At 71.6% G+C, this 19,914-nt stretch carries 14 protein-coding genes; 12 read left to right on the top strand and 2 right to left on the bottom strand.

Annotated elements, in window-relative coordinates:
- Positions 1-219 precede the first annotated feature (219 nt).
- Positions 220-1,707 carry a hypothetical protein gene (locus ABZS40_RS22970; protein WP_354945388.1) on the bottom strand — a complete coding sequence of 496 codons (1,488 nt, stop codon included), beginning with the start codon at positions 1,705-1,707 and terminating at the stop codon, positions 220-222.
- Positions 1,708-1,821: 114 nt separating this feature from the next.
- Complete coding sequence (locus tag ABZS40_RS22965) at positions 1,822-3,375, bottom strand: C40 family peptidase (RefSeq protein ID WP_354945387.1); 1,554 nt, start codon at positions 3,373-3,375, stop codon at positions 1,822-1,824.
- A gap of 239 nt (positions 3,376-3,614) precedes the next feature.
- On the opposite strand from ABZS40_RS22965, the gene mqnE reads away from it, so the two are divergent.
- From mqnE to ABZS40_RS22905, 12 genes are all read left to right on the top strand, one after another.
- Positions 3,615-4,784 (top strand): aminofutalosine synthase MqnE, encoded by a 1,170-nt coding sequence (gene mqnE / locus ABZS40_RS22960; protein WP_124815231.1) that lies wholly within the window; start codon positions 3,615-3,617, stop codon positions 4,782-4,784.
- Between the two features lie 109 nt (positions 4,785-4,893).
- Positions 4,894-5,658 carry a hypothetical protein gene (locus tag ABZS40_RS22955; protein WP_354945385.1) on the top strand — a complete coding sequence of 255 codons (765 nt, stop codon included), beginning with the start codon at positions 4,894-4,896 and terminating at the stop codon, positions 5,656-5,658.
- A 290-nt stretch (positions 5,659-5,948) separates the two neighbouring features.
- Positions 5,949-6,458 carry a hypothetical protein gene (locus ABZS40_RS22950; protein ID WP_354945383.1) on the top strand — a complete coding sequence of 170 codons (510 nt, stop codon included), beginning with the start codon at positions 5,949-5,951 and terminating at the stop codon, positions 6,456-6,458.
- Positions 6,458-7,504, top strand: a complete 1,047-nt coding sequence (gene pstC, locus ABZS40_RS22945; protein WP_354945382.1) for a phosphate ABC transporter permease subunit PstC — start codon at positions 6,458-6,460, stop codon at positions 7,502-7,504. Before ABZS40_RS22950 ends, pstC begins: the two co-directional genes overlap by 1 nt.
- A 10-nt stretch (positions 7,505-7,514) precedes the next feature.
- A complete protein-coding gene (gene pstA / locus ABZS40_RS22940; protein WP_354945380.1) occupies positions 7,515-8,798 on the top strand; it encodes a phosphate ABC transporter permease PstA in 1,284 nt (427 codons plus the stop codon).
- A gap of 3 nt (positions 8,799-8,801) precedes the next feature.
- Positions 8,802-10,526 carry a phosphate ABC transporter substrate-binding protein PstS gene (locus ABZS40_RS22935; RefSeq protein ID WP_354945378.1) on the top strand — a complete coding sequence of 575 codons (1,725 nt, stop codon included), beginning with the start codon at positions 8,802-8,804 and terminating at the stop codon, positions 10,524-10,526.
- The gene (locus tag ABZS40_RS22930; protein WP_354945377.1) at positions 10,523-13,126 is read left to right on the top strand and encodes a hypothetical protein; all 2,604 of its coding nucleotides are present in this window, start codon (positions 10,523-10,525) and stop codon (positions 13,124-13,126) included. Before ABZS40_RS22935 ends, ABZS40_RS22930 begins: the two co-directional genes overlap by 4 nt.
- 187 nt (positions 13,127-13,313) lie before the next feature.
- Entirely contained in the window at positions 13,314-14,483 is a 1,170-nt protein-coding gene (locus tag ABZS40_RS22925; RefSeq protein ID WP_354945375.1) for a hypothetical protein, read from the top strand.
- 101 nt (positions 14,484-14,584) lie between these two features.
- A complete protein-coding gene (locus ABZS40_RS22920) occupies positions 14,585-16,561 on the top strand; it encodes an Ig-like domain repeat protein (RefSeq protein ID WP_354945374.1) in 1,977 nt (658 codons plus the stop codon).
- A 78-nt stretch (positions 16,562-16,639) separates the two neighbouring features.
- Positions 16,640-17,581, top strand: coding sequence for a sortase (locus tag ABZS40_RS22915; RefSeq protein WP_354945373.1), 942 nt, complete (start codon positions 16,640-16,642; stop codon positions 17,579-17,581).
- A gap of 149 nt (positions 17,582-17,730) precedes the next feature.
- Positions 17,731-18,495: a phosphate ABC transporter ATP-binding protein gene (locus ABZS40_RS22910; protein ID WP_354945472.1), complete on the top strand. Its 765-nt coding sequence runs from the start codon at positions 17,731-17,733 to the stop codon at positions 18,493-18,495.
- A gap of 170 nt (positions 18,496-18,665) precedes the next feature.
- Positions 18,666-19,856 carry an Ig-like domain repeat protein gene (locus ABZS40_RS22905; protein WP_354945372.1) on the top strand — a complete coding sequence of 397 codons (1,191 nt, stop codon included), beginning with the start codon at positions 18,666-18,668 and terminating at the stop codon, positions 19,854-19,856.
- The last annotated feature ends 58 nt before the right edge of the window (positions 19,857-19,914 follow it).

Below are 19,914 nucleotides of genomic sequence, written 5' to 3'. Positions count from 1 at the left end.
TGGGGTCAGCAGAGGTGGTCAACAAAAACCTTTCGAGCGGGGCGCATCTTCGCGATGGCCTGCCGCGGCTGTACCGCCGGATCGCCCGCAAGATCGCCCAGGGGCGCACACCACGCGCGCCGGGTCAGTGATCTCAGCCAGTGTACGGCGGTCTGGCGAAGCCGCCAGCCGGTTGACCGACCGTAGTGGGCGGACTCACCATCGCCGGCGCTCGCTGGCTCACCCGTTGAGCACGCTGCCCACCAGACCGTCCAGCGCGTCGCCCGCCAGCAGGACGACCATGACACTGATCGCCACCAGCAGCCCCAGAGCGGCGGCCAGGACGATCATCACCCGGGCGTTACTGGACCGCTCGGCCGGCGTGTCGGACCACCCCTGGGCCAGGATGTGCCCGGTCAGCGAGCCGGAGGTCTCCACCGCGTTGGCGGGTATCGCGACAGTGGTGAAGCCGGCCCCCTCGCCGTTGCCGTAGACGGTGCCGGCCAGGTCGGTGTGACTGCCGTGCCGCCCACCACGGGCGCCGGCCGCGTCCCGTCCGGCCGAACCAGCCGGTGGGCCGCTCGGCGGCACCGTCACGCGGGAGTTTCCGGTGCTGTTGCTGGTCGACGAACGGGCCCCGGCGGTGGACGGTGGCCAGCTCGGCAGCGCTGGTGCGGGCACCACCGGCGGCGCGGAGGCGGGTGCCCCGGCCCATCCGGCGCCGGACGTCGGGCGGGTCGCCCCACCGGTTGACGGCCACCCGGCCGGCGGCGCGGAGACCGACGCGCTGGCCCGTACCCCGGGCGTGTCGATCATCGCCGGTGGCGGCGGAAACGGCGGTGCCGGCATCGGGCCGGGCGGGGCCGGTGGTGCCGGCACCGGCGGACCGGGTGGAGGCAGCGGCGGGCTCGGGACGGGCGGCGTCGGCGGGCCGGGGATGGGCGGCACCGGCGAGGGCGGTGGGATGGGCGGGCCCGGAACGGGCGGAACCGGACCAGGCGGCGTGGGTCGAGGACCCGGCGTCGGCACCGGACCGGGCGGGTACGGAGCCGGGGCCGGCGCGGGCTCCGGTTCCGGTGGCGACGGCTGGGTCGGCCCCGGGCCGGGCGGCGTGGGTTCCGGCTCCGGTTCCGGAGTCGACGGCGTCGAGGGCTGGGCCGGCTCGGCACCCACCGGCGCGGCTCGATAGACGCCGGGCGCGCTCTCGCGACGGTCCGGGGTGCCCAGGGCGCTGGCAGTGCCCCGGCTGCTGCTCGGAACCGTGGCGCTGGCCCGGGCCGACGCGGGGGAGTCGCTCCGCTGCCCCGGCAACGACACGTCGGCCGGGCTGGCCGAGCCGGTCGCACGGTAGGTGGTCGCGGTGACCGGAGCGCTGGCCGGCAGGTCACTGCGGAGAGCGCCGGCGGTCACGACGCTGGCGCGTGCGCGTACCGGTGCGGCGGCCACGCTCTGGCGCTCGTCGTCGTCGGCGGGTACGTCGTCATCGGCGTCAGTCGAGGGGCCCGCGACGACCGCTGCCGTGCCGCTGCCGGCCGGGGCGCTGGCAGCCGGGGCGGCGTCGCTGTGAGCGGAGCCGGCGTCCGCCGAGCCGGTGTCACTGCCTGTCGAGCTGGTGGCAGCCGGGCTGGCGTTGCTGGCGGCCACCGGGTCGGCGGTGTCCGGCCCTGGTGGGCCGGCCTGGTCGACCACGGGGTCGACAGTCTCCGCCGGATCTCTCTGCTCGGCCATTTCCGCCCTCCGCGCCATGCTCGCACCCGGACCCGTGACGTCGAGCCGGATGTGCCTGGTTGTCACGGTGCCACAGATCTTCCCGAGCGGACAGCCGGAGCCGGTCGTGGCGGATCAGCCCGTGGCGCTGGGGCTGCCCGTCGCGCTGCCGCTGCCCGTCGCGCTCGTGCTGGCCTTCGGCGTGGTCGTCGGAGACGCGCTGGTCGGCGCGTTTGTCGGTGCCGAGGGCACTGTCGTCGGAGTCCTCGACGGCGTCGGCGTGGTGCTGCCGGTCGGGGTGGGCGTCGGGGTGGTCGTCAGAGTCGGCGACGGCGTCGGCGTGGTGGTCTTCGTCGGCGACGGCGTCGGCGTGGTGGTCTTCGTCGGCGTCGGCGTCGGCGTCGGCTTGGTGGTCTTCGTGGGCGACGGGGTGGGCTTCGGGGTCGAGACGGGCGGGGTCGGGTTGGTCACGACCGGTGCCGGCACCGCGCCGATCACCCGGGTGGCCGCGTACAACCGGGACCAGCGGACGACCGAGATCTTGACGACGTCGCCAGTGGTGGGCGCCTGCACCATCTTGCCGTTGCCGATGTACATGCCGACGTGGTGGATCGACGTCCAGCTGCTGCCCGAGGCGAAGAAGAGCAGGTCGCCGGGGAGCAGCGCGCTCTGTGGCACGGTCCGGCTCCGGGTGGCGGCGTACTGGTCGCGGGAGACCCGGGGCAGGTCGAAGTAGTCGGCGCCGGGGGACCGGTACGCGGCCCACATCAGGCCGGAGCAGTCGAACTGGTTCGGCCCCTCCTCGGACCACTTGTACGGGTCGCCGAGCTGGGCGAGCGCGTATCGGACCGCGGCCAGTGCCCGGGGGTGCGCGGCCATGCCGCTGATGCTCTGGTTGGAGACGTAGCCGGCGCCGATCTGCTGCTCGGTGGCCTCCTGCTGACGTTCGATCTCGACCAGCGCGGCGGCGTTGTCCCGGCGCAGCTTGAGCAGGCTCGCCTCGGCGGTGCGGAGCGCCGTCTCACCGGTGGTGAACTCCGTCTCGGCGGCGGTGAGCAGAACCTTGGCCTCGCTGTGCTTCTGGTACGCGGCCTGCTCGCCGGCGCGGGCCCGGGACAGCTCCCCAGCCACCCCTGTGGTGCCGCCGTCGACCTTCTCGCCGCGGGTGATCGCCTGGAGGCGGCTGAGCCCACGGATGTCCTCGGCGAAGTCGCCCGGCGGCAGCGCGGCGGCTTCCTTGACGGCCTCGGCGGCGGCGGTGTCGGCGGTCTGCTGGGCCCGGAGCAGGGCGTCCTGTGCTGTCGCCAGCGCCTTGCCGGCCGCGTCGAGCTGCGCCTGCGCGTCGACGCGTTTCTGCCGGCTCACCAGCAGCGCCTCGCCGAGCACGCCGACCTGAGTCTCGCCGGTGGAGATCGCGATGGCCAGTGGGCCGTTGCCGACGTTGACCAGCGGCGGGGCGGGCACGCCGGCGACCGGTGCGCCGCCGGGCAGCTGAAGCGAGCCGGTGACCGCCGGGCGCGAGCCGGTGTCCGGCACCGTGGTCGGCAGGCCGGGCTCCGCGTACGCGGGAGTGGCCAGCACGGCTGCGGCGATCGCGCCGAGCAGGGCGGCCCAGAGCTTCGGACGCAGGACCGGCGAGATCACCGGGCTCCGTCGTCGCTGCCGTCGCCCGCGCCCGCTGTAGACCATGCCGCTCCCCGTCCAACCACTCGTCGCCGCGCTCGGTGGGCGCGACCGCCGGGACGGTACCAGTGTGTGTGTTCCGCCCCACCTTGTTACTACCGCACCTCGCCACTCATGTCGATGCGTTGCCGGGTTACGGGAGGCTGAGAGTCTGGTGAAGTGGGTCGCTGCCGGCGACCGTGCCGCCGGGCCCGTCGGCGCCGCGACGTACGCTCGATCCGGACCGCAGGTGGAAGGGACGTGCCATGGACGCCGGACTCAAGCGTGAGCTCGAAGCGAAGGTGTACGCCGGTGAGCGGCTGACCCGGGAGGACGGGGTCGCCCTCTACGAGAGCGACGACCTGACCTGGCTGGGGCGGCTGGCGCACCACAAGCGCACCGAGCTGAACGGCGACCGGGTGATGTTCAACGTCAACCGGCACCTCAACCTGACCAACGTCTGTTCGGCGTCGTGTGCGTACTGCTCGTTCCAGCGCAAGCCGGGCGAGAAGGACGCGTACACGATGCGCATCGACGAGGCGGTCCGCAAGGCCAAGGAGATGGAGGACGAGCAGCTCACCGAGTTGCACATCGTCAACGGCCTGCACCCGACGCTGCCCTGGCGTTACTACCCGAAGGTGCTGCGCGAGCTGAAGGCGGCGCTGCCGAACGTCAAGCTCAAGTGCTTCACGGCGACCGAGGTGCAGTGGTTCGAGAAGATCAGCGGCCTGAGCGCCGACGAGATCCTCGACGAGCTGATGGACGCCGGCCTGGAGTCGCTGACCGGTGGTGGCGCGGAGATCTTCGACTGGGAGGTCCGGCAGCACATCGTCGACCACGCCTGCCACTGGGAGGACTGGTCGCGCATCCACGCCCTGGCGCACAGCAAGGGCATGAAGACCCCGGCGACGATGCTGTACGGCCACATCGAGGAGCCCCGGCACCGCGTCGACCACGTGCTGCGGCTGCGCGAGTTGCAGGACGAGACCGGCGGCTTCGCGGTCTTCATCCCGCTGCGCTACCAGCACGACTTCGTCGACTCGGCGGACGGCAAGATCCGTAATCGGATCCAGGCGCGCACCACGATGGCCTCGCCGGCCGAGTCGCTGAAGACGTTCGCCGTTTCCCGGCTGCTCTTCGACAACGTGCCGCACCTGAAGAACTTCTGGGTGATGCACGGGCTGTCGGTGGCTCAGCTCTCGCTGAACTTCGGCGTGGACGACCTGGACGGCTCCGTCGTCGAATACAAGATCACCCACGACGCCGACTCGTACGGCACCCCGAACACCATGCACCGGGACGACCTGCTGCACCTGATCTGGGACGCCGGCTTCCAGCCCGTCGAGCGGGACACCCGTTACAACGTGGTCCGGGAGTACGACAAGGCCCCGTCGCTGGCCGAGCGGCGCGCCGAGCCGCAGCAGGTCTGGGCCTGAGCTGACCGCCGGGTGGGCACGGGTCGCACCGACCCGTGTTCACCTGCTGGCCGTCCGGCGCGTGGCTGACCGTGCCCGGCCGGTTCCACCGTCCGCATAGACCGTCGGTGTGCCCCGAAAACTGTCTGCTCTCGCCGCGACCGCGCTCGCCCTGGTGGCAAGCCTCACCCTTCCCGCGCCCGCCCAGGCCGCCCCGCTCGGCGGGGTACGCCTGTCGGCGACCAGCGGAACCGTCGACGCCGGCCCTGTCTTCGCCAGCGCCACCGCCTCGGCACCCTGCCCCACGGGGTTCGGGCGTAACGCACAACTGCGGGTCGGCCCGCCGGGCGGTCCGTACAGCAACCTGGCCCGGCCGTTGACCGCCGGCGGGTACGACAGGACGGCGGTCACCGCCCAGCCGAACCGGTCGTTCGCCACCGCGCTGGGCGGCGCGCCGGTCGACGGCGAGTGGTGGGTGGTCGTCGAGTGTGTCAGCGAGACGCAGGGAGTTCATCCGGACCGCTTCGTCACCCCGATCACCGTTTCCGGGCGGCAGTGGCGCGCCGGCCGGCCGGCGGGTGCGCCGACGACGACGCCCGGCGCCGGCGGCCCGTTGGTGGTTCCCGGCTCGACCGGCGCGGCCGGTGCGCCCCCGGTTGGTGCGCCGCCGGCTGCTGCCACCCCCTCCAGCCCGACGACCACCGCCACGGCGGGACTCCCCGGGGAGGCGGACGTGCCGCGCCGACTGACCGGTAACAGCGGGATCGGTGGGGCCTCCCTGGCCAACGTCTGGTGGATCCTCGCGCTGCTCGGCGGCCTGGGTGTGGTCGGGACGGCCTGGCTCACCACTCGCCGTGGGGCGGGCACCACGGCGGCAACTGGCCGCCGCCGCTGACGCGTACCACTCGCCCGTCCGATGGCCGGCGCACCCCACGGGTGCGCCGGCCATCGCCGTTCCGGTGCCCGGGATCGGCGTCGGACGGGCCCTGATCCATCCGTCGTCGTCTCGGCGTATCCGAACGGTGGATGCCTCGGTACTCGCTGTTCACGTGCTGCACGTCTGGCGTGAGCGGATGACGGCGTACCGAGTCACCGATGCTGCGGACGCTGATCCACGGCAGCGCAGAGGTCCTGGGGAAGCGGCAGCCAGCGCGTGCGAACGCGCCGAACGAGGAGGGGGTCAAGGTGCAGCATTCACGGTTCGTGTTCCTCGCGGCGCCGATGCCCGGGCCGTACCAGGGTCAGACGATCCACGGCATCCTGTGGATGCTCGTGTCACCGAACAACAGGCCGCTCGGCCGTGGCGCGGTCCAGCACGAGGTTTACGCGCGGTGCCACGAGTCGGTCCTCGAACTGCGGGCCAACGTGGACCGGATCGTGTCGCAGGAGAGCACGGTTCCGGCCAGCGGCCAGTGGACCTGGCGGATCCAGATCGCGGACGTCACCGTCGCCCTGTCCAGCCGCTCGTACCTGCGGGCCCGGGAGTGCCACTACAACCTGGGTCGGTTCCTTGAGGCGCTTCCGCACGCGGAGGTCGTCGCCGGCACCCGTGCCGTTCGCCGCGACCGGCGGCGCCCGACGGAGCCGAGCACGCCGATCACCGGCGGGGCGCTCGGCACGCCCCTGGCCCGGCCGGCGCGGGTGGCGGTCCGACCGCCGTACCGGCTTGAGCCGTGGTCCCGGGACGTGAGCTGATGACCGTCGTCGTGACTCCGCCCGACGTGACGCAGGATGCCGGATCGCCCGTCGCCCCGCGCCGGGTACGCCAGCGCCGAACCCCCGCCGACCTGGTGTTCCGTGGGGTGATCCGGGGCGGTGGCAGCATCGTGCTGGCCGTCATGTTGCTGGTCGGCGTCTTCCTGACCCTGCGGGCCCTACCCGCGCTGCGGACCATGGGCTGGCGGTTCCTCACCGCGCAGGAGTGGGACCCGGTGGGCGGCAACTTCGGCGTCGCGGGTGTCCTCGTCGGCACCGTGCTGATCGCCGCGGTGGCGATCGCCATCGCGGTGCCGCTGGCCACCGGCACCGCGCTCTACATCTCCGAGTACGCCCCGCGGCGGATCGCCCCGCTGCTGGTCAATCTGGTGGACCTGATGGCCGCGGTGCCCAGCGTGGTGTACGGCATCTGGGGCCTGTACCTGCTCCAGCCGCACCTGCTGGTGAGCGGTGAACACGGCGAAGGGCTGCCCCGCTGGCTCGCCACCTACCTCGGCTGGCTTCCGTTCTTCCGGGTGGACGGCTACGACCCGCGTGACCCTTTGGGCAGCAACAGCTCCCTGACCAGTTCGACGTTCATCGCCGGCATCATCGTCGCGATGATGGTCACCCCCATCACCTCCTCGGTGATGCGGGAGGTCTTTTCTCAAGCGCCGATCGGCGAGCGCGAGGGCGCGTTCGCTCTGGGTGCGACCCGCTGGGGCATGATCCGCTCGGTGGTGCTTCCGTTCGGTCGGGGCGGGATGATCGGCGGCACCATGCTCGGTCTCGGCCGGGCCCTCGGCGAGACGATCGGTGTCTACCTGGTCATCTCGTTCGTCTTCGTCGTCCAGCCGCACATTCTGCAGATCGGCGGCGGATCGATCTCGTCGCTGATCGCGCTGCGGTACGCGGAGTCCAATCCGGTCGGCATCGCCGGGTTGATGGCCGCCGGCCTGGTGCTGTTCGGCATGACCCTGCTGGTCAACTTCGGCGCCGGCTTGATCATCAACCGCAGCCGCTCCGGCGCGGCCAGCGACGCGTGAGGAGCCGCAGGTGACGCCGAGAATTGCCGCGTACGTCGAGGAGGTGGCCGCGCCGCCGGCCGGGCCGGAGCCGGCACCGCCACCCCAACCCCCGACCACCCTTCCGGTACGCCCCGACGGTCCGTCGGTCGGGGAGCGCCGCAGGACGGTCAGCACCGTGCGGCGTACCGATGTCTTCGCGGTGCTCGGCGCGGCCGTCGCGGCGGTCGGCCTGACCGCGCTGCTCTTCACGCAACTGGCCCCGTTCGACGGCGCGCTCGGTTTCCTGGTCGTGGCGTACCTGCTGTTCCTGGGCTTCTACCTGGTCCTCGTGTCGCTCGACGAGTCCGGCCCGGTAGTCCGGGACCGCCTGGCGGGTGTGCTGGTGCACAGCCTGGCGGTGACCATGCTGGTGGCGCTGGTCGTGGTCGTCGTGTTCACCCTCTACCGGGGCCGTGAACCTTTGGCCTACCTGAACTTCTACACCGAGGACATGCGCTCAGCCGGCCCGCTCGATCCGCTGAGCGCGGGTGGCATCCGGCACGCGATCATCGGCACGCTGGAGCAGATCGCGATCGCCCTGGCCATCACGATCCCGCTCGGACTGCTGTGCGCGGTGTTCCTCAGTGAACTGCCCGGCGCGTTCAGTCGCTTCGTACGCATCGTGGTCGAGGCGATGACGGCCCTGCCGTCCATCGTGGCTGGTCTGTTCATCTACGCCACGGTGATCCTGGCGCTCGGGCGGCAGAAGTCCGGCGTCGCGGCCGCGCTCGCGCTGAGCGTGATGATGCTGCCGATCATCATCCGGGCGGCCGACGTGGTGCTGCGTCTGGTGCCCGGCACGCTGCGCGAGGCGAGCCTGGCACTGGGTGCGTCGCAGTGGCGGACCATCTGGCACATCGTGCTGCCGACGGCCCGGTCCGGGGCGATGACGGCGATCATCCTGGGCACCGCCCGGGGCATCGGCGAGACCTCGCCAGTGCTGCTGACGGCCGGCTTCACCCAGTTCACCAACGTCAATCCGTTGCAGGCCAACCAGGTGTCCCTGCCGTTGTTCGTGTTCGACGCGATCCGCCGCCCGGACGCTTTGATGATCGCGCGCGGCTTCGGTGCCGCCGCCGTTCTGATGGCTCTGGTGCTGCTCCTGTTCGTACTCGCCCGGCTCCTGGGTGGCCGGGCTCCCGGCCAGCTGAGCCGTGGTCAGCGCCGTCGTCGCGCGCTGGCCTCGCGTCGGGACGCGCTGCGCTTCGCCCGCCGGCAGCGAGCCCGGCTCGCCGCGACCGGCTCCTCTCCCGACCAACCGAACCAGAGGTAGGACATGTCCAGACTGCGGTTCCGCCGTCGCCGCCCGACGGCCCGCCCGACGAACCGCCTGGCGCGGCTCGCGGCCGCTGTGGCCGCTGTGGCGCTGGTGCTGACCCTGGCGCCGCCCGCGTCCGCGGCGGGGCGGTTTGTGCCGATCGTCGGGATCGGCTCGACCTGGAGTGCGAACGCGATCAGCGCCTGGGCCCGCAACGTCCAGGCCCGCAACATCCAGGTCGAGTACGAGGCCGCCGGGTCCACCCAGGGCCGGGTGCAGTTCCGGGAGGGCAAGGCGCACTTCGGTGTCTCGGAGATTCCGTACGGGCTGAAGGACATCTTCAGTGGCACCGACAGCAAGGGCTCACGGGAATCGGCGTACATGCCGATCGTCGCCGGTGGCACGGCGTTCATGTACAACCTGAAGATCGGCGGCCGGCGGGTCACCAACCTGCGACTCTCGGGCGAGGTGATCTCCAAGATCTTCACCGGTGCGATCCGGAAGTGGAACGACCCGGCGATCAAGGCCGACAACCCAGGGCTGAACCTGCCTTCGCGTTCGATCGTCCCGGTGGTCCGACAGGACGGCTCGGGCACCACCGCCCAGTTCACCCTGTGGATGAGCAAGCAGCACCCGGCCGTCTGGAACGCCTACTGCGCGAAGTTCAGCAAGCCGGCGCCGTGCGGCATCACCTCGGTCTACCCCCGCCAGTCCGGCTCGAGCTTCGTCGGGGCGACCGGCTCCGACGGGGTGTCCGGCTACGTCCGGCAGGAGAACGCCGAGGGCGCGATCACGTACGTCGAGTACTCGTACGCGATCAACGCGAAGTTCCCGGTGGTGAAGGTGCTCAACGCCGGTGGCTACTACGTCGAGCCGACGGCCAGCAACGTGGCGGTCGCGCTGACTCGGGCGCAGATCAACAGCAACGCCTCCTCACCGGACTACCTCACGCAGATCCTGGACGGCGTCTACCGGTCCACCGATCCGCGCACGTACCCGCTCTCCTCGTACTCGTACATGATCATTCCGACGAAGGTCGAGTACAACCTCACCAACGACGCCGGGTTCACGCTCAGCAAGTTCGCCTACTACTTCCTCTGCGAGGGCCAGCGCCAGGCCGAGGTGCTCGGCTACTCGCCCTTGCCGATCAACCTGGTCGAGGCCGGCCTCAAGCAGGTCCAGAAGGTCCCCGGCCACGAGCCGATCAGCAACATCCCGCAGACGCTGCGCGGGTGCAACAACCCGACGGTCTCGGCGGACGGTGGCAACGCGCTGGCGAAGAGCGCCCCGCAGCCGTCGCCCTGCGATCGGAGGGGCGCCACCCAGACCACCACCGGCACCGCCGGTGCCCGCCAGGACACCCCGGTGCTGCCGGTCGCCCGCTGCGGCGGCGGTGGAAACAGCACCAGCGGTGGCACCGGGACGACCGGCGGCGGCACCCCCGGCGGTACGACGCCGGGCGGCACCTCACCCGGAGCGACCGGAGCCCTCGGTGTGCCAGACGGAGGTCCCAGTCCGCAGTTCGACCCGGACAACGGTCAGGTTGTGGGTGACGGCGGCGCGGCGGGCGGCGAACAGGTTGCCGCCGTGCCGGTGTCCCTGGAGGGCGAGGGTGGCTGGCGACTCCAGCACACAGTCATGCTCCTCGCGGCGCTGCTGCTGGTCGCCCTGGTGATCGGGCCACCACTGGTGTCGAACGCCCTGCAGGGCGTTCGCCACGACGACCACCGGGCCGACCGGTGAGCCCGCGTCGCTGGTTGGCCGCGAGCACCCTGCTGCTGGTCGTCGGGGTGCTCGCCCCGGTGCCGCCGACTGCCACCCCGGCCCACGCCGACGACACCGGCGGCTCCGCGGTGACCGTGGCGGGCGTCAAAATGGACGGTGGGGAGGACTTCAGCGATCTGCGGGTGACCGTCAACCAGACCGATGCCCTGGTCAACCAGGCCGTCGTGGTCACCTGGGACGGCGGCACGCCGACTCCACGCAACCGCCCGCTCGGGGTGGACTTCCTCCAGGTGATGCAGTGCTACGGCGACCCGCACGCGAAGAACGACCCGGATGGCCTGGCGTTTCGGGAGACCTGCCAGTTCGGCGCGAAGCTGGACACCCCGGTCATGCCATTCGAGGTCAACGCGGCGGCGGCGGCCAACGCCAACTCCCGGGAGCTGCGCGTCGACTCGCCCGGTTACCCGGTGAAGCACCCGAAGGAGACGCTGCCGGAGGACGCCAAGATGGTGCCCTTCCGGCCGGTCTCCTGCGCGGTCGGCGCCAGCTCCTGCGAGCGGCCCCGCACCCCGGACGGCAGTACCGCCCATCCGTTCCCGGTGATCGCGGACCCGCAGACCGGCGCTCAGCGTGAGGCGTACGCCGACGAGGTGCTGTCCGGGTACTTCAACAAGTCGGTGACGAACGAGTACCCGTACGCGTTGACGGCGGCGAACCGTACCGGCCGGATCTCGTTCGAGGTGCAGAACTCGTCGCTCGCTCCGGACCTGGGGTGCGGCGACCCGTACACCGATGCCCAGGGTGTGGCGCAGCCGTCCCGGCCGTGTTGGTTGGTGATCGTGCCGCGCGGGCACCATCACCCGTACACCGGAGAGGACGTGTCGAGCACCGACGCGCCCCAGGGCTCGCCGCTGATCGTTCCGAACTGGCAGTACCGGATGGTGGTGCCGCTGAAGTTCGAGCCGGTCGCCGGTTACTGCCCGAGTGACCGGGCGGAACGGCTCACCGCCGGCACCGAGTTGGTCGCCGAGGCGGCCGTCGCCTGGCGGCCGGCGCTCTGCGCGGCGGCGGGTGGGCCGTCGATCAGCTACTCGCCGATCGGCGACGACGAGGCAGCCCGCCAGCTCCTGTCCACCTCGCCGAACGCGCCCGGCCTGATCTACAGCTCCGACCCGGTGCCCACCACAGCGAGCGACCCGCCGGTGGTGCACGCCCCGGTCACGTTGAGTGGCGTGGTCATCGCGTTGAACATCGACGTCAACCTGGACGACAAGCCGCTGCCGCCCAAGGTGGCCGAGCTACGCGGCACCGCGCTCAGTGATCTGAAGCTCACCCCGCGCCTGGTGGCGAAGCTGCTCACCCAGTCCTACAAGAGGGACGTGCCCGGTGGCGGTGGGCCCGCGCTGGCGAAGAACTACGACAGCGTCAAACAGGACCCGGAGTTCATCGGGCTGAACCCGCTCTTCGCCGACTGGGACCGGCGGGCGTCGGTGACCCTCAACGGCCTGATGGCACCCAACGGCAGCTCGGTGGCGGCCCGCACGCTCTGGCAGTGGATCCTCTCCGACCGCTCCGCGAAGGAGTGGCTGGGCGGGGCCAAGGACGGGGAGATGGTGGTCAACCCCGCGTACCGGAGCCTGTTCGGCACGGCTCCGGACTACTTCCCCAAGGCCGACCGCTCCTGCTACGAGGAACGGGTCGGCGGCGAGACCTACCAGCTCTGCTCGCAGGAGCTGCGGCCGTACACCGGTGGGTTCGGACGGGGCGCGGCGCAGACGCTGCGCGGCGACACCGGCGCGTACGCGCAGGCGCTCAACCAGAACGTGACCCCGCCGCGGTTCGAGAAGCTGCCGCGCGAGCAGCCGGGATTCCGGTTCACCATGTCGGTCACCGACTCCGCCTCGGCGGCCCGGTACGGGCTCTTCACCGCCAAGCTCTGTAAGGCGGTGCAGGGCGCGGACGACTCGTACACGGCTGCCGACTGTCGAGGCGCGACCGGCGAGGCGATCAGCGCGGCGGCTCGCACGGCCGGGCCCAGCCAGGTGTCCGGCGTGTCGGTGATCGACCCGGCCAGGGCATGGTCGACCACCGGCGCGTACCCGTTGTCGCTGCTGACCTACGCCGTCGCCGACCGCAGCGAGGCCGCCACGATGCGGCGTGACTACGCCGCGTTGCTGCGGCACGCCGCGGACCAGGGGCAGCGGCCAGGCGTCGCCCGGGGCATGCTCCCCGAGGGCTACGTGCCGCTGCCGACGGCGTTGCGACAGCAGACCGCCGCCGTCGCCGCCCTGCTCGAGGTGGATCTGCCCTCGCCGTCGCCCTCGTCCTCGGCCGGGCAGCCGGCGTCCGTGCCGACCAGGGCTCCTGCGGTGCCCACGCCCGGCGTGCCGCTGCCCGGTGCGGTGCCCAGCGCCGGTGCCCCGCCGTCGCCCGGTGGCCGGGCAGCGTCGCCGCAACCCTCGGTGATCCAGGCCGGCAATGCAACTCCCGGCACCCCGGTCGGCGCGATCCGGTACGTGCTGGTCGTCCTCTTCGCGATCGGCCTCGTTGGCGGAGTGGCCGGCCCGGTGCTGCGCCGGATCGGCAGTCGGAATGTGCCCACGGGCGGCGCGGAATGAGACCGGGAATCGCATCGGATTCGATTGTCGGATGTTGTTCATCCGGCCCACGTGTTGGCGAGAGATGCGCGCCCGAAACGTTTTTCTCGGCGCGGTTTCGACCGACGCGTCGACGCCGCGACGATGACTGCGGCTCGCCCACCTGTCGGGTGAGCAGAAATGTCATGCCCCGTAGAGAGGGAGCAGCATGAAGGTCAAATCCATTAGCAAGATGGTCGCGGTCGGCTTCGCCGCCGTGGTCGTCTCTGGCCTGGTGGCCGCGCCCGCCGCGGCCGACCCTTCGCCCGTCACCGAGTACCGGACCCTGGCGGGCGTCGGCTCGGACACCACCCAGGACGTGACGAACGGTCTGGGCAATGTGATCACCAGTGGTGGCAACAAGGTCATCGCCTCCTGGGACGCCCGGGGCACCAGCAGTGTCAAGACCCGGGCGGCGAACTGCGACTTCCCCCGCCCGAACGGTTCCAGCAACGGCCGTCGGGCGCTGCGGGCCTCGGAGGGTGAGGACATCGGCCAGGGCGGTCCCGGCTTCTGGTCCAACGCCAACGTGGTGGGCTGCGTCGACTTTGCCCGCTCGTCGAGCTACGGCGGCGGCAGCACGCCGGCCAGCACCGGCAACTACACCTACATCCCGTTCGGGGTGGACGCGGTGACCCTGGCCCGCAACGTCAACGGAGACCTGCCTGTCAACGTGTCGTTCGCCCAGGTGCAGAGGGTCTACCGGTGCTTCGACAACACCATTGCCGGCAACCCGGTCAACCCGGTGATGCTCCAGTCCGGCTCGGGTACCTGGGACTTCTGGTCCTCGAAGGTGGGCATCACCGAGGTTGAGATCAACCTCGGTGACTACCCGTGCCTCGCCGCCGACACCGACGGCAACCCGGCCACTGGGGCCGCCCCGCTGATCGAGCGGGCCCAGGAGCACGACGGCGCTCCGCTGACCGGTCACCCCACCCGGGTGGTGCCGTTCTCCGCCGGACAGTTCATCGCCCAGGGCAACGCCGCGAAGATCGTCAGCCTGACCGGCGTCACGGTGGCCGACCGGCGGGGTGAGGCAGCGCTCTCCGGTATCCGTCCGACCGGCGGCGCGGTCCAGCAACCGGTCATCGGCGGCACGTTGAACATCAACTTCCCGCTCCGCCGGGATGTCTACAACGTGGTCCCGACCGCTGACCTGACCGTGCCGGCGATCGCCTCCACGTTCGTCGGCGCCACCTCGGCCACCTGCACCGCCACCGTCAACGACGGCGGCACCCCGCGCAAGGTGGTGGAGCTCTTCGGCTTCGGCGTCCGTACCGCCCTGATCTCCCCGCTCGACGCCAACTGCGGCTACACGAACCTCCGTTTCGGCAGCTGAGCCACGTGCCGGCGGCCCGGGTGCCTTTCGGCGCCCGGGCCGCCGACGACACCCATCCGACCGGCGTCAGCGGACGCCGACGAGCAGTAGAGGACGGCGCAATGAGCAGGCCCGGCTTCGCCCGCGTGGCGGCGGCGGCATCGGTACTCGTGCTCTCGGTGAGCGCGATCGTGGCCGGAGTGGTGCTGACGTTCAGCGGACCAGCTCAGGCCGCGTCGTTGGGCAGGGTCACCCTCTCCCAAACCAGTGGCAGCGTCACCGACAACCCGATGTTCACCAGCGCGACCACTGCGGCCTGCCCAAGCGGGTACGGCGAGAACGCCAACCTGCGCATCGGCGTGGCCGGCAGTGGACAGTACGCCAACCTGGCGATCGCGCTCGGCGGCGGCGGCTACGACACAGCGCCCATCACCATCAACCCGAACCGGTCCTTCACCACGGCGAACAAGGGCACGCCCCCCGACGAAGAGTCTGCCTGGTGGGTGGTGGTCGACTGCTACAGCCTCACCGAGGGCCGTTACGCCGACGAGTTCCGCACCCCGATCAAGGTCTGCGGCAGCGTCTGGACGGTGGAGACCACCTGTCCCACCGCCGCGACGACCACCGCCAGGTTGACCGTCGCGCCGACCGGCACCGTCTACGCGGGCGCACCGGCCACGTTGACCGCCACGGTGTCGCCCGAGGCGGCCGGCACGATCCTGTTCCGCAGGACCACCGGGACCGAGACGGCCGACGTCGGCAGCGTGCCGGTCGTCGGAGGCAAGGGCGTGCTGACCACGTCCGAGCTCCCCGGCCCGACCGGCGCCGAGACGGCGAAGGCGCACAAGCTCACCGCCACGTTCCAGCCCGCTGACCCGCGCGCGTTCCTGCCCTCGACCTCGACCCCGGCCGATCTCACAGTGGTGCCCGCCGGCTCGGTCACCGTCGCGCTGACCACCGACAAGTCGAGCCCGCAGGCGCCCGGCACCTCGTTGGCGTTGACGGCGACGGTCATCCCGCAGGCGACCAGCGAGCAGCCGCCCACCGGTTCGGTGGATTTTGTCCGCTTCCCGGCCGGGCAGACCACCGGTTCGGTGACGATCGATACGGCCGAGCTGACCTCGGGCGTCACGACGGTGACCATCCCCGGCCTGCCCGCGGGCAGTTACGACCTCAAAGCCGTCTTCACTCCCACGGCCGGCACCGCGTGGCAGCCCGCCGAGTCGGCCCGCGAAGGCTTCGTGAGCGGCACCCCGGAGAGGACCACGACCGCACTGTCGGTCACGCCGGGCGGCTCGAAGCCGCAGGGCACCGCGCGGACGCTGACCGCCAGGGTGACCCCGGCCGGCGCGACGGGCAGCGTGCAGTTCTTCGACGGTACGGCCGCTCTCGGCGGCGCCCAGTCGGTCAGCGGCGGCGCGGCCTCCCTGTCGACGACTCAGTTGGTTGCCGGCAGCCACCGGCTGACCGCGGTGTTCACCCCGCTGCGCGAGGTGGACTTCTCGACCTCCACGTCGGAGCCCGTCACGGTCGAGGTCACCGTGCCGAGCCCGGTCGACGCACTGGAGGTCGTCGACGCCGACGGCACCAAGCTGGGTACGAACCCGACGCTCAGCCCAGGTCAGAAGGTCACCGTCACCGCCCGCGGTTTCACCGGCAACGAGGCCGTCACGGTGACACTCACCGGTGCCGAGCCGAAGACCGTCAACGCCACCAACGGGACTGTCCGATACGACCTGACCGTCCCGGCCGACGCACCCGACGGTGCCGCGCGGCTGACCCTCGTCGGCGCCGCCCACGAGGTCGTCTTCGACTTCTCAGTGGTGGGCAACGGCAACGGCAACGGCGATGGTGACAACGACGGTGACGGCGACAACGACGGAGACGGTTCCGGGGACGGAGACGGTTCCGGCGATGGTGACGGTTCCGGCGGTGGCGGCGGTGGGCAGTTGCCGAGGACCGGCCTTTCCCTGATCGGCATCGGGTTGACCGGCGTGACTCTGGTGGGCGCCGGTGGCGGCACGGTGCTGTTCACCCGCCGCCGACGGCCCGAGCCCTCGGCGGTGGTCTGGCCGGACGGCGAGACTCCGGAGCACTGAGACAGCTCAACAGTCCACCGGGCGGTACGCCGAGCGGGCGGACCGCCCGGCAAGGGTTCCAGGACGAGGAGAGAGAGCATGTCGACGGTCACCATCGAGCCGCCCGGTCCGCGGGAGGCGCCGGATCCGGCCGGGCCAACCCGCCCGGCGACGTCCCCGGCCTTCCAGGTGCCCGGGACCGCGTTGAGCATCCTCGCCGCGATCGCATTCGGCCTGGTCTGCCACCTGCTCCTGCTCTCCCAGCTGACCTATCAGCGGGAACAGCAGACCGCGTTCGCCGACTTCCGGGCGGAGCTGGCCCGGGGCACCGCGCCGGTGGGCCAGTTCCGCGCCAACTTCGTCGACGGCGGCGAGGGTCCGGAGCGGTTGGTCGAGCCGGGCTCGCCGGTGGCGGTGCTGAGCGTGCCGCGGGTCGGCCTGCGTGCTGTGGTGCGTGAGGGCACCGACGGCGGCGTACTGCGGTCCGGTCCCGGGCACCGCCGGGACACCGTCCTGCCGGGACAGGCCGGCAACAGCGTGATCATGGGTCGACGGGCCGCCTACGGGGGACCGTTCCGCGACCTGGACCTGCTGGTGCCCGGCGACACGATCAGTGCGACCACGGGCCAGGGCACCCACGACTATGTGGTGACCGGGCTGCGTCGGACCGGCGACCCGGCACCCGCCTCCGCGCCCGGGCAGGGCCGGCTCACCCTGGTCACCGCGCTCGGCACCGAGTTCATGCCGACCGACGTGTTGCGGGTGGATGCCGCCCTGGCCAGCACGGCCCAGCCCACCCCGGCCCGGAGGTTCGGGGTAGCCGCCCTGCCGGGCGCCGAGCAGGCGATGGCCAGCGACCCGGACGCCTGGACGCCGGTGCTGCTCTGGGGACAGGCGCTGTTGCTGGCCGTGCTCGGCATCACCTGGCTGCGGAGTCGGTGGGGCCGTTGGCAGAGCTGGATCGTCGGCGTACCCGTGCTGCTGGCCCTCGGAGCGGCCACCGCCGACCAGGCCGTCCGGTTGCTGCCCAACCTGCTGTGACCCCGCCGATACGAGTAGAGGAAGGACGGACCGTGACACCACACACCCTCGGCCGCACCAGCGCGGTCGACCGGGAGCACGCCGGAGCCACCCTGGTCGACCTGCCCCCGGCGTCCGCGCCCCGGGAGGTGACCGGCGACCTGGCGGCAATGGACGCCCGGTCCATCTCCGCCTGGTTCGGCGACCACAAGGTGCTGGACCGGGTCTCGCTGACCATGCCGGCCGGTCAGGTGACCGCCCTGATCGGGCCGTCCGGCTGCGGGAAGTCCACCTTCCTGCGCATCCTCAACCGGATGCACGAGCTGGTCGCGTCGGCGTCGCTTGCCGGTGAGGTCCTGCTCGACGGCCACGACCTGTACGCGCCGGACCGGCGGATCACCGACGCTCGCCGCCAGGTCGGAATGGTCTTTCAGAAGCCGAACCCGTTCCCGACGATGTCGATCTACGACAACGTGGTGGCTGGTCTCAAGCTGACCGGCACCCGTGCCTCCCGCAGCACGAAGGACGCGCTCGTCGAGGAGACGCTCACCAAGGCGGGCCTGTGGAAGGAGGTGCGCGACCGGCTGCGACAGCCCGGTGGTGCACTCTCCGGCGGCCAGCAGCAGCGCCTCTGCATCGCCCGTTCGCTCGCAGTACGCCCGCGCGTGCTGCTCATGGATGAGCCATGCTCGGCACTGGACCCGACCTCGACCCGGCGGATCGAGGAGACGATCGCGGAGTTGGCGGTAGAGGTGACGATCGTCATTGTCACCCACAACATGCAGCAGGCCGCGCGGGTGTCCGATCGCTGCGCATTCTTCCTGGCCTCACACGGCACTCCGGGCGCAATTGTCGAACACGGCCCGACCGACGCGATGTTCGAAAATCCGCAGGACGAGCGTACGCACGACTACGTCAACGGCCGCTTCGGATAAAGGCGCAATCCGGCTGCCCTTTCGGACGATGCCTGAGCACCCAGAATTCGCTTTGCGCACGTTCGGCGGAGACGTTGGCCTGCATACCGGGACATGGCCCGTGTGGAGCCTGATCGCGGCCGGTCCACGAGGACCGAGCCGGGTTTCACCCTCACGAGAGGAAGTGATTCATGAACAAGCGTGTGCTTGCCCGCGCCGGCGCTCTCCTCGGCGCCGCCGTGCTCTCCGCCGGCCTGCTCGTCGTGGTCGGCGCTCCGGCGCAGGCAGCTTCGCTGGGTGAGGTCACCCTGTCGCAGACCAGCGGCAGCGTGACCACCACTCCGATCTTCACCAGCGCGACCAGCCCCAAGTGCCCCACCGGATTCGGCGAGAACGCCAACCTGCGTATCGGCCGTCCGGGTGGCCCGTACTCGAACCTGGCCGTCGCGCTCGGCGGCGGCGGTTTCGACGAGGCGCCGGTCACGATCAGCCCGAACCGGTCGTTCTCCACCGCGATCGGCGGCGCCCCGGCTGCCGGCGAGTGGTGGGTCGTCATGGAGTGCTACAGCCTCACCGAGGGTCGCAACGTCGACGAGTTCCGCACCTCCATCCAGGTCACCGGCAGCACCTGGCGGGTGCCGGTGGCGGAGAACACCACCACCTCCCTCGTCGTCAACCCGGCCAGCCCGGTCTCCCAGGGCACCGAGGTCGCCCTGACCGCGACCGTCGCCCCGGCGACCGCCACGGGCACGGTCGAGTTCCGTCGTGGCAGTTCGGTGCTCGGCACCGCGCCGGTCAGCGGCGGTAGCGCCACCTTCGCCACCACCGCCCTGCCGGTGGGCACGTTCGCCCTGTCGGCGGCGTTCACGCCCGCCGACGCCACCGCGTACAAGCCGTCCACCTCGACGGCGACCTCCTTCCAGATCACCGCCGCGCAAGGTGCCATCACCGCTCCGGTGGAGATCGTCACCGACATCGCCCCCGGCGCGTTCAGCCTCGCCGTGGCGAGTCCGACCACGTCGCTGACGGGCGGCACCGTCGGTGGCACAGCGACCGGTGCTCTGCCGGCCGCCACGGTGACCGACCTCCGCGGCACCAACGTCGGCTGGACCCTCACCGGTCAGCTCGAGGACTTCACGCTGGCCGCGAACACCATCGCCAACAGCAAGCTCAGCTGGACTCCGAGCGCCGCGAAGACCAGCGGCTCGGGTGCGGTGACGGCGGGTGCCGGCGCCGACCTCGGTGACACCCGCACCCTCTGCACGGCCGCGTCCGGCTCGAGCGCCGGCGTCTTCACCTGCGGCGCCGACCTCAAACTGTCCATCCCGGACGACGTGCCGCCGGGTGAGTATTCGGCGACGCTGACCCTCACCCTGGCCTGACCGATCCGCCGGGCGTACCCGCCCCAGAGGAGCAACGGCGGAGGCGTCGCGGGCACCC

Origin of the sequence: Micromonospora sp. NPDC005324 (assembly GCF_040607155.1) — a bacterium.
GTDB lineage: Bacteria > Actinomycetota > Actinomycetes > Mycobacteriales > Micromonosporaceae > Micromonospora > Micromonospora trifolii.
This window is presented reverse-complemented; position numbering and strand designations above follow the sequence as displayed.

Bases quoted from the DNA above. Each gene is read 5' to 3' on its own strand.
- ABZS40_RS22905 (WP_354945372.1), top strand. From the start codon at position 18,666: ATGAACAAGCGTGTGCTTGCCCGCGCCGGCGCTCTCCTCGGCGCCGCC.
- ABZS40_RS22965 (WP_354945387.1), bottom strand. From the start codon at position 3,375: ATGGTCTACAGCGGGCGCGGGCGACGGCAGCGACGACGGAGCCCGGTG.
- mqnE (WP_124815231.1), top strand. From the start codon at position 3,615: ATGGACGCCGGACTCAAGCGTGAGCTCGAAGCGAAGGTGTACGCCGGT.
- ABZS40_RS22925 (WP_354945375.1), top strand. From the start codon at position 13,314: ATGAAGGTCAAATCCATTAGCAAGATGGTCGCGGTCGGCTTCGCCGCC.
- ABZS40_RS22910 (WP_354945472.1), top strand. From the start codon at position 17,731: ATGGACGCCCGGTCCATCTCCGCCTGGTTCGGCGACCACAAGGTGCTG.
- ABZS40_RS22935 (WP_354945378.1), top strand. From the start codon at position 8,802: ATGTCCAGACTGCGGTTCCGCCGTCGCCGCCCGACGGCCCGCCCGACG.
- ABZS40_RS22915 (WP_354945373.1), top strand. From the start codon at position 16,640: ATGTCGACGGTCACCATCGAGCCGCCCGGTCCGCGGGAGGCGCCGGAT.
- pstC (WP_354945382.1), top strand. From the start codon at position 6,458: ATGACCGTCGTCGTGACTCCGCCCGACGTGACGCAGGATGCCGGATCG.
- ABZS40_RS22970 (WP_354945388.1), bottom strand. From the start codon at position 1,707: ATGGCCGAGCAGAGAGATCCGGCGGAGACTGTCGACCCCGTGGTCGAC.
- ABZS40_RS22920 (WP_354945374.1), top strand. From the start codon at position 14,585: ATGAGCAGGCCCGGCTTCGCCCGCGTGGCGGCGGCGGCATCGGTACTC.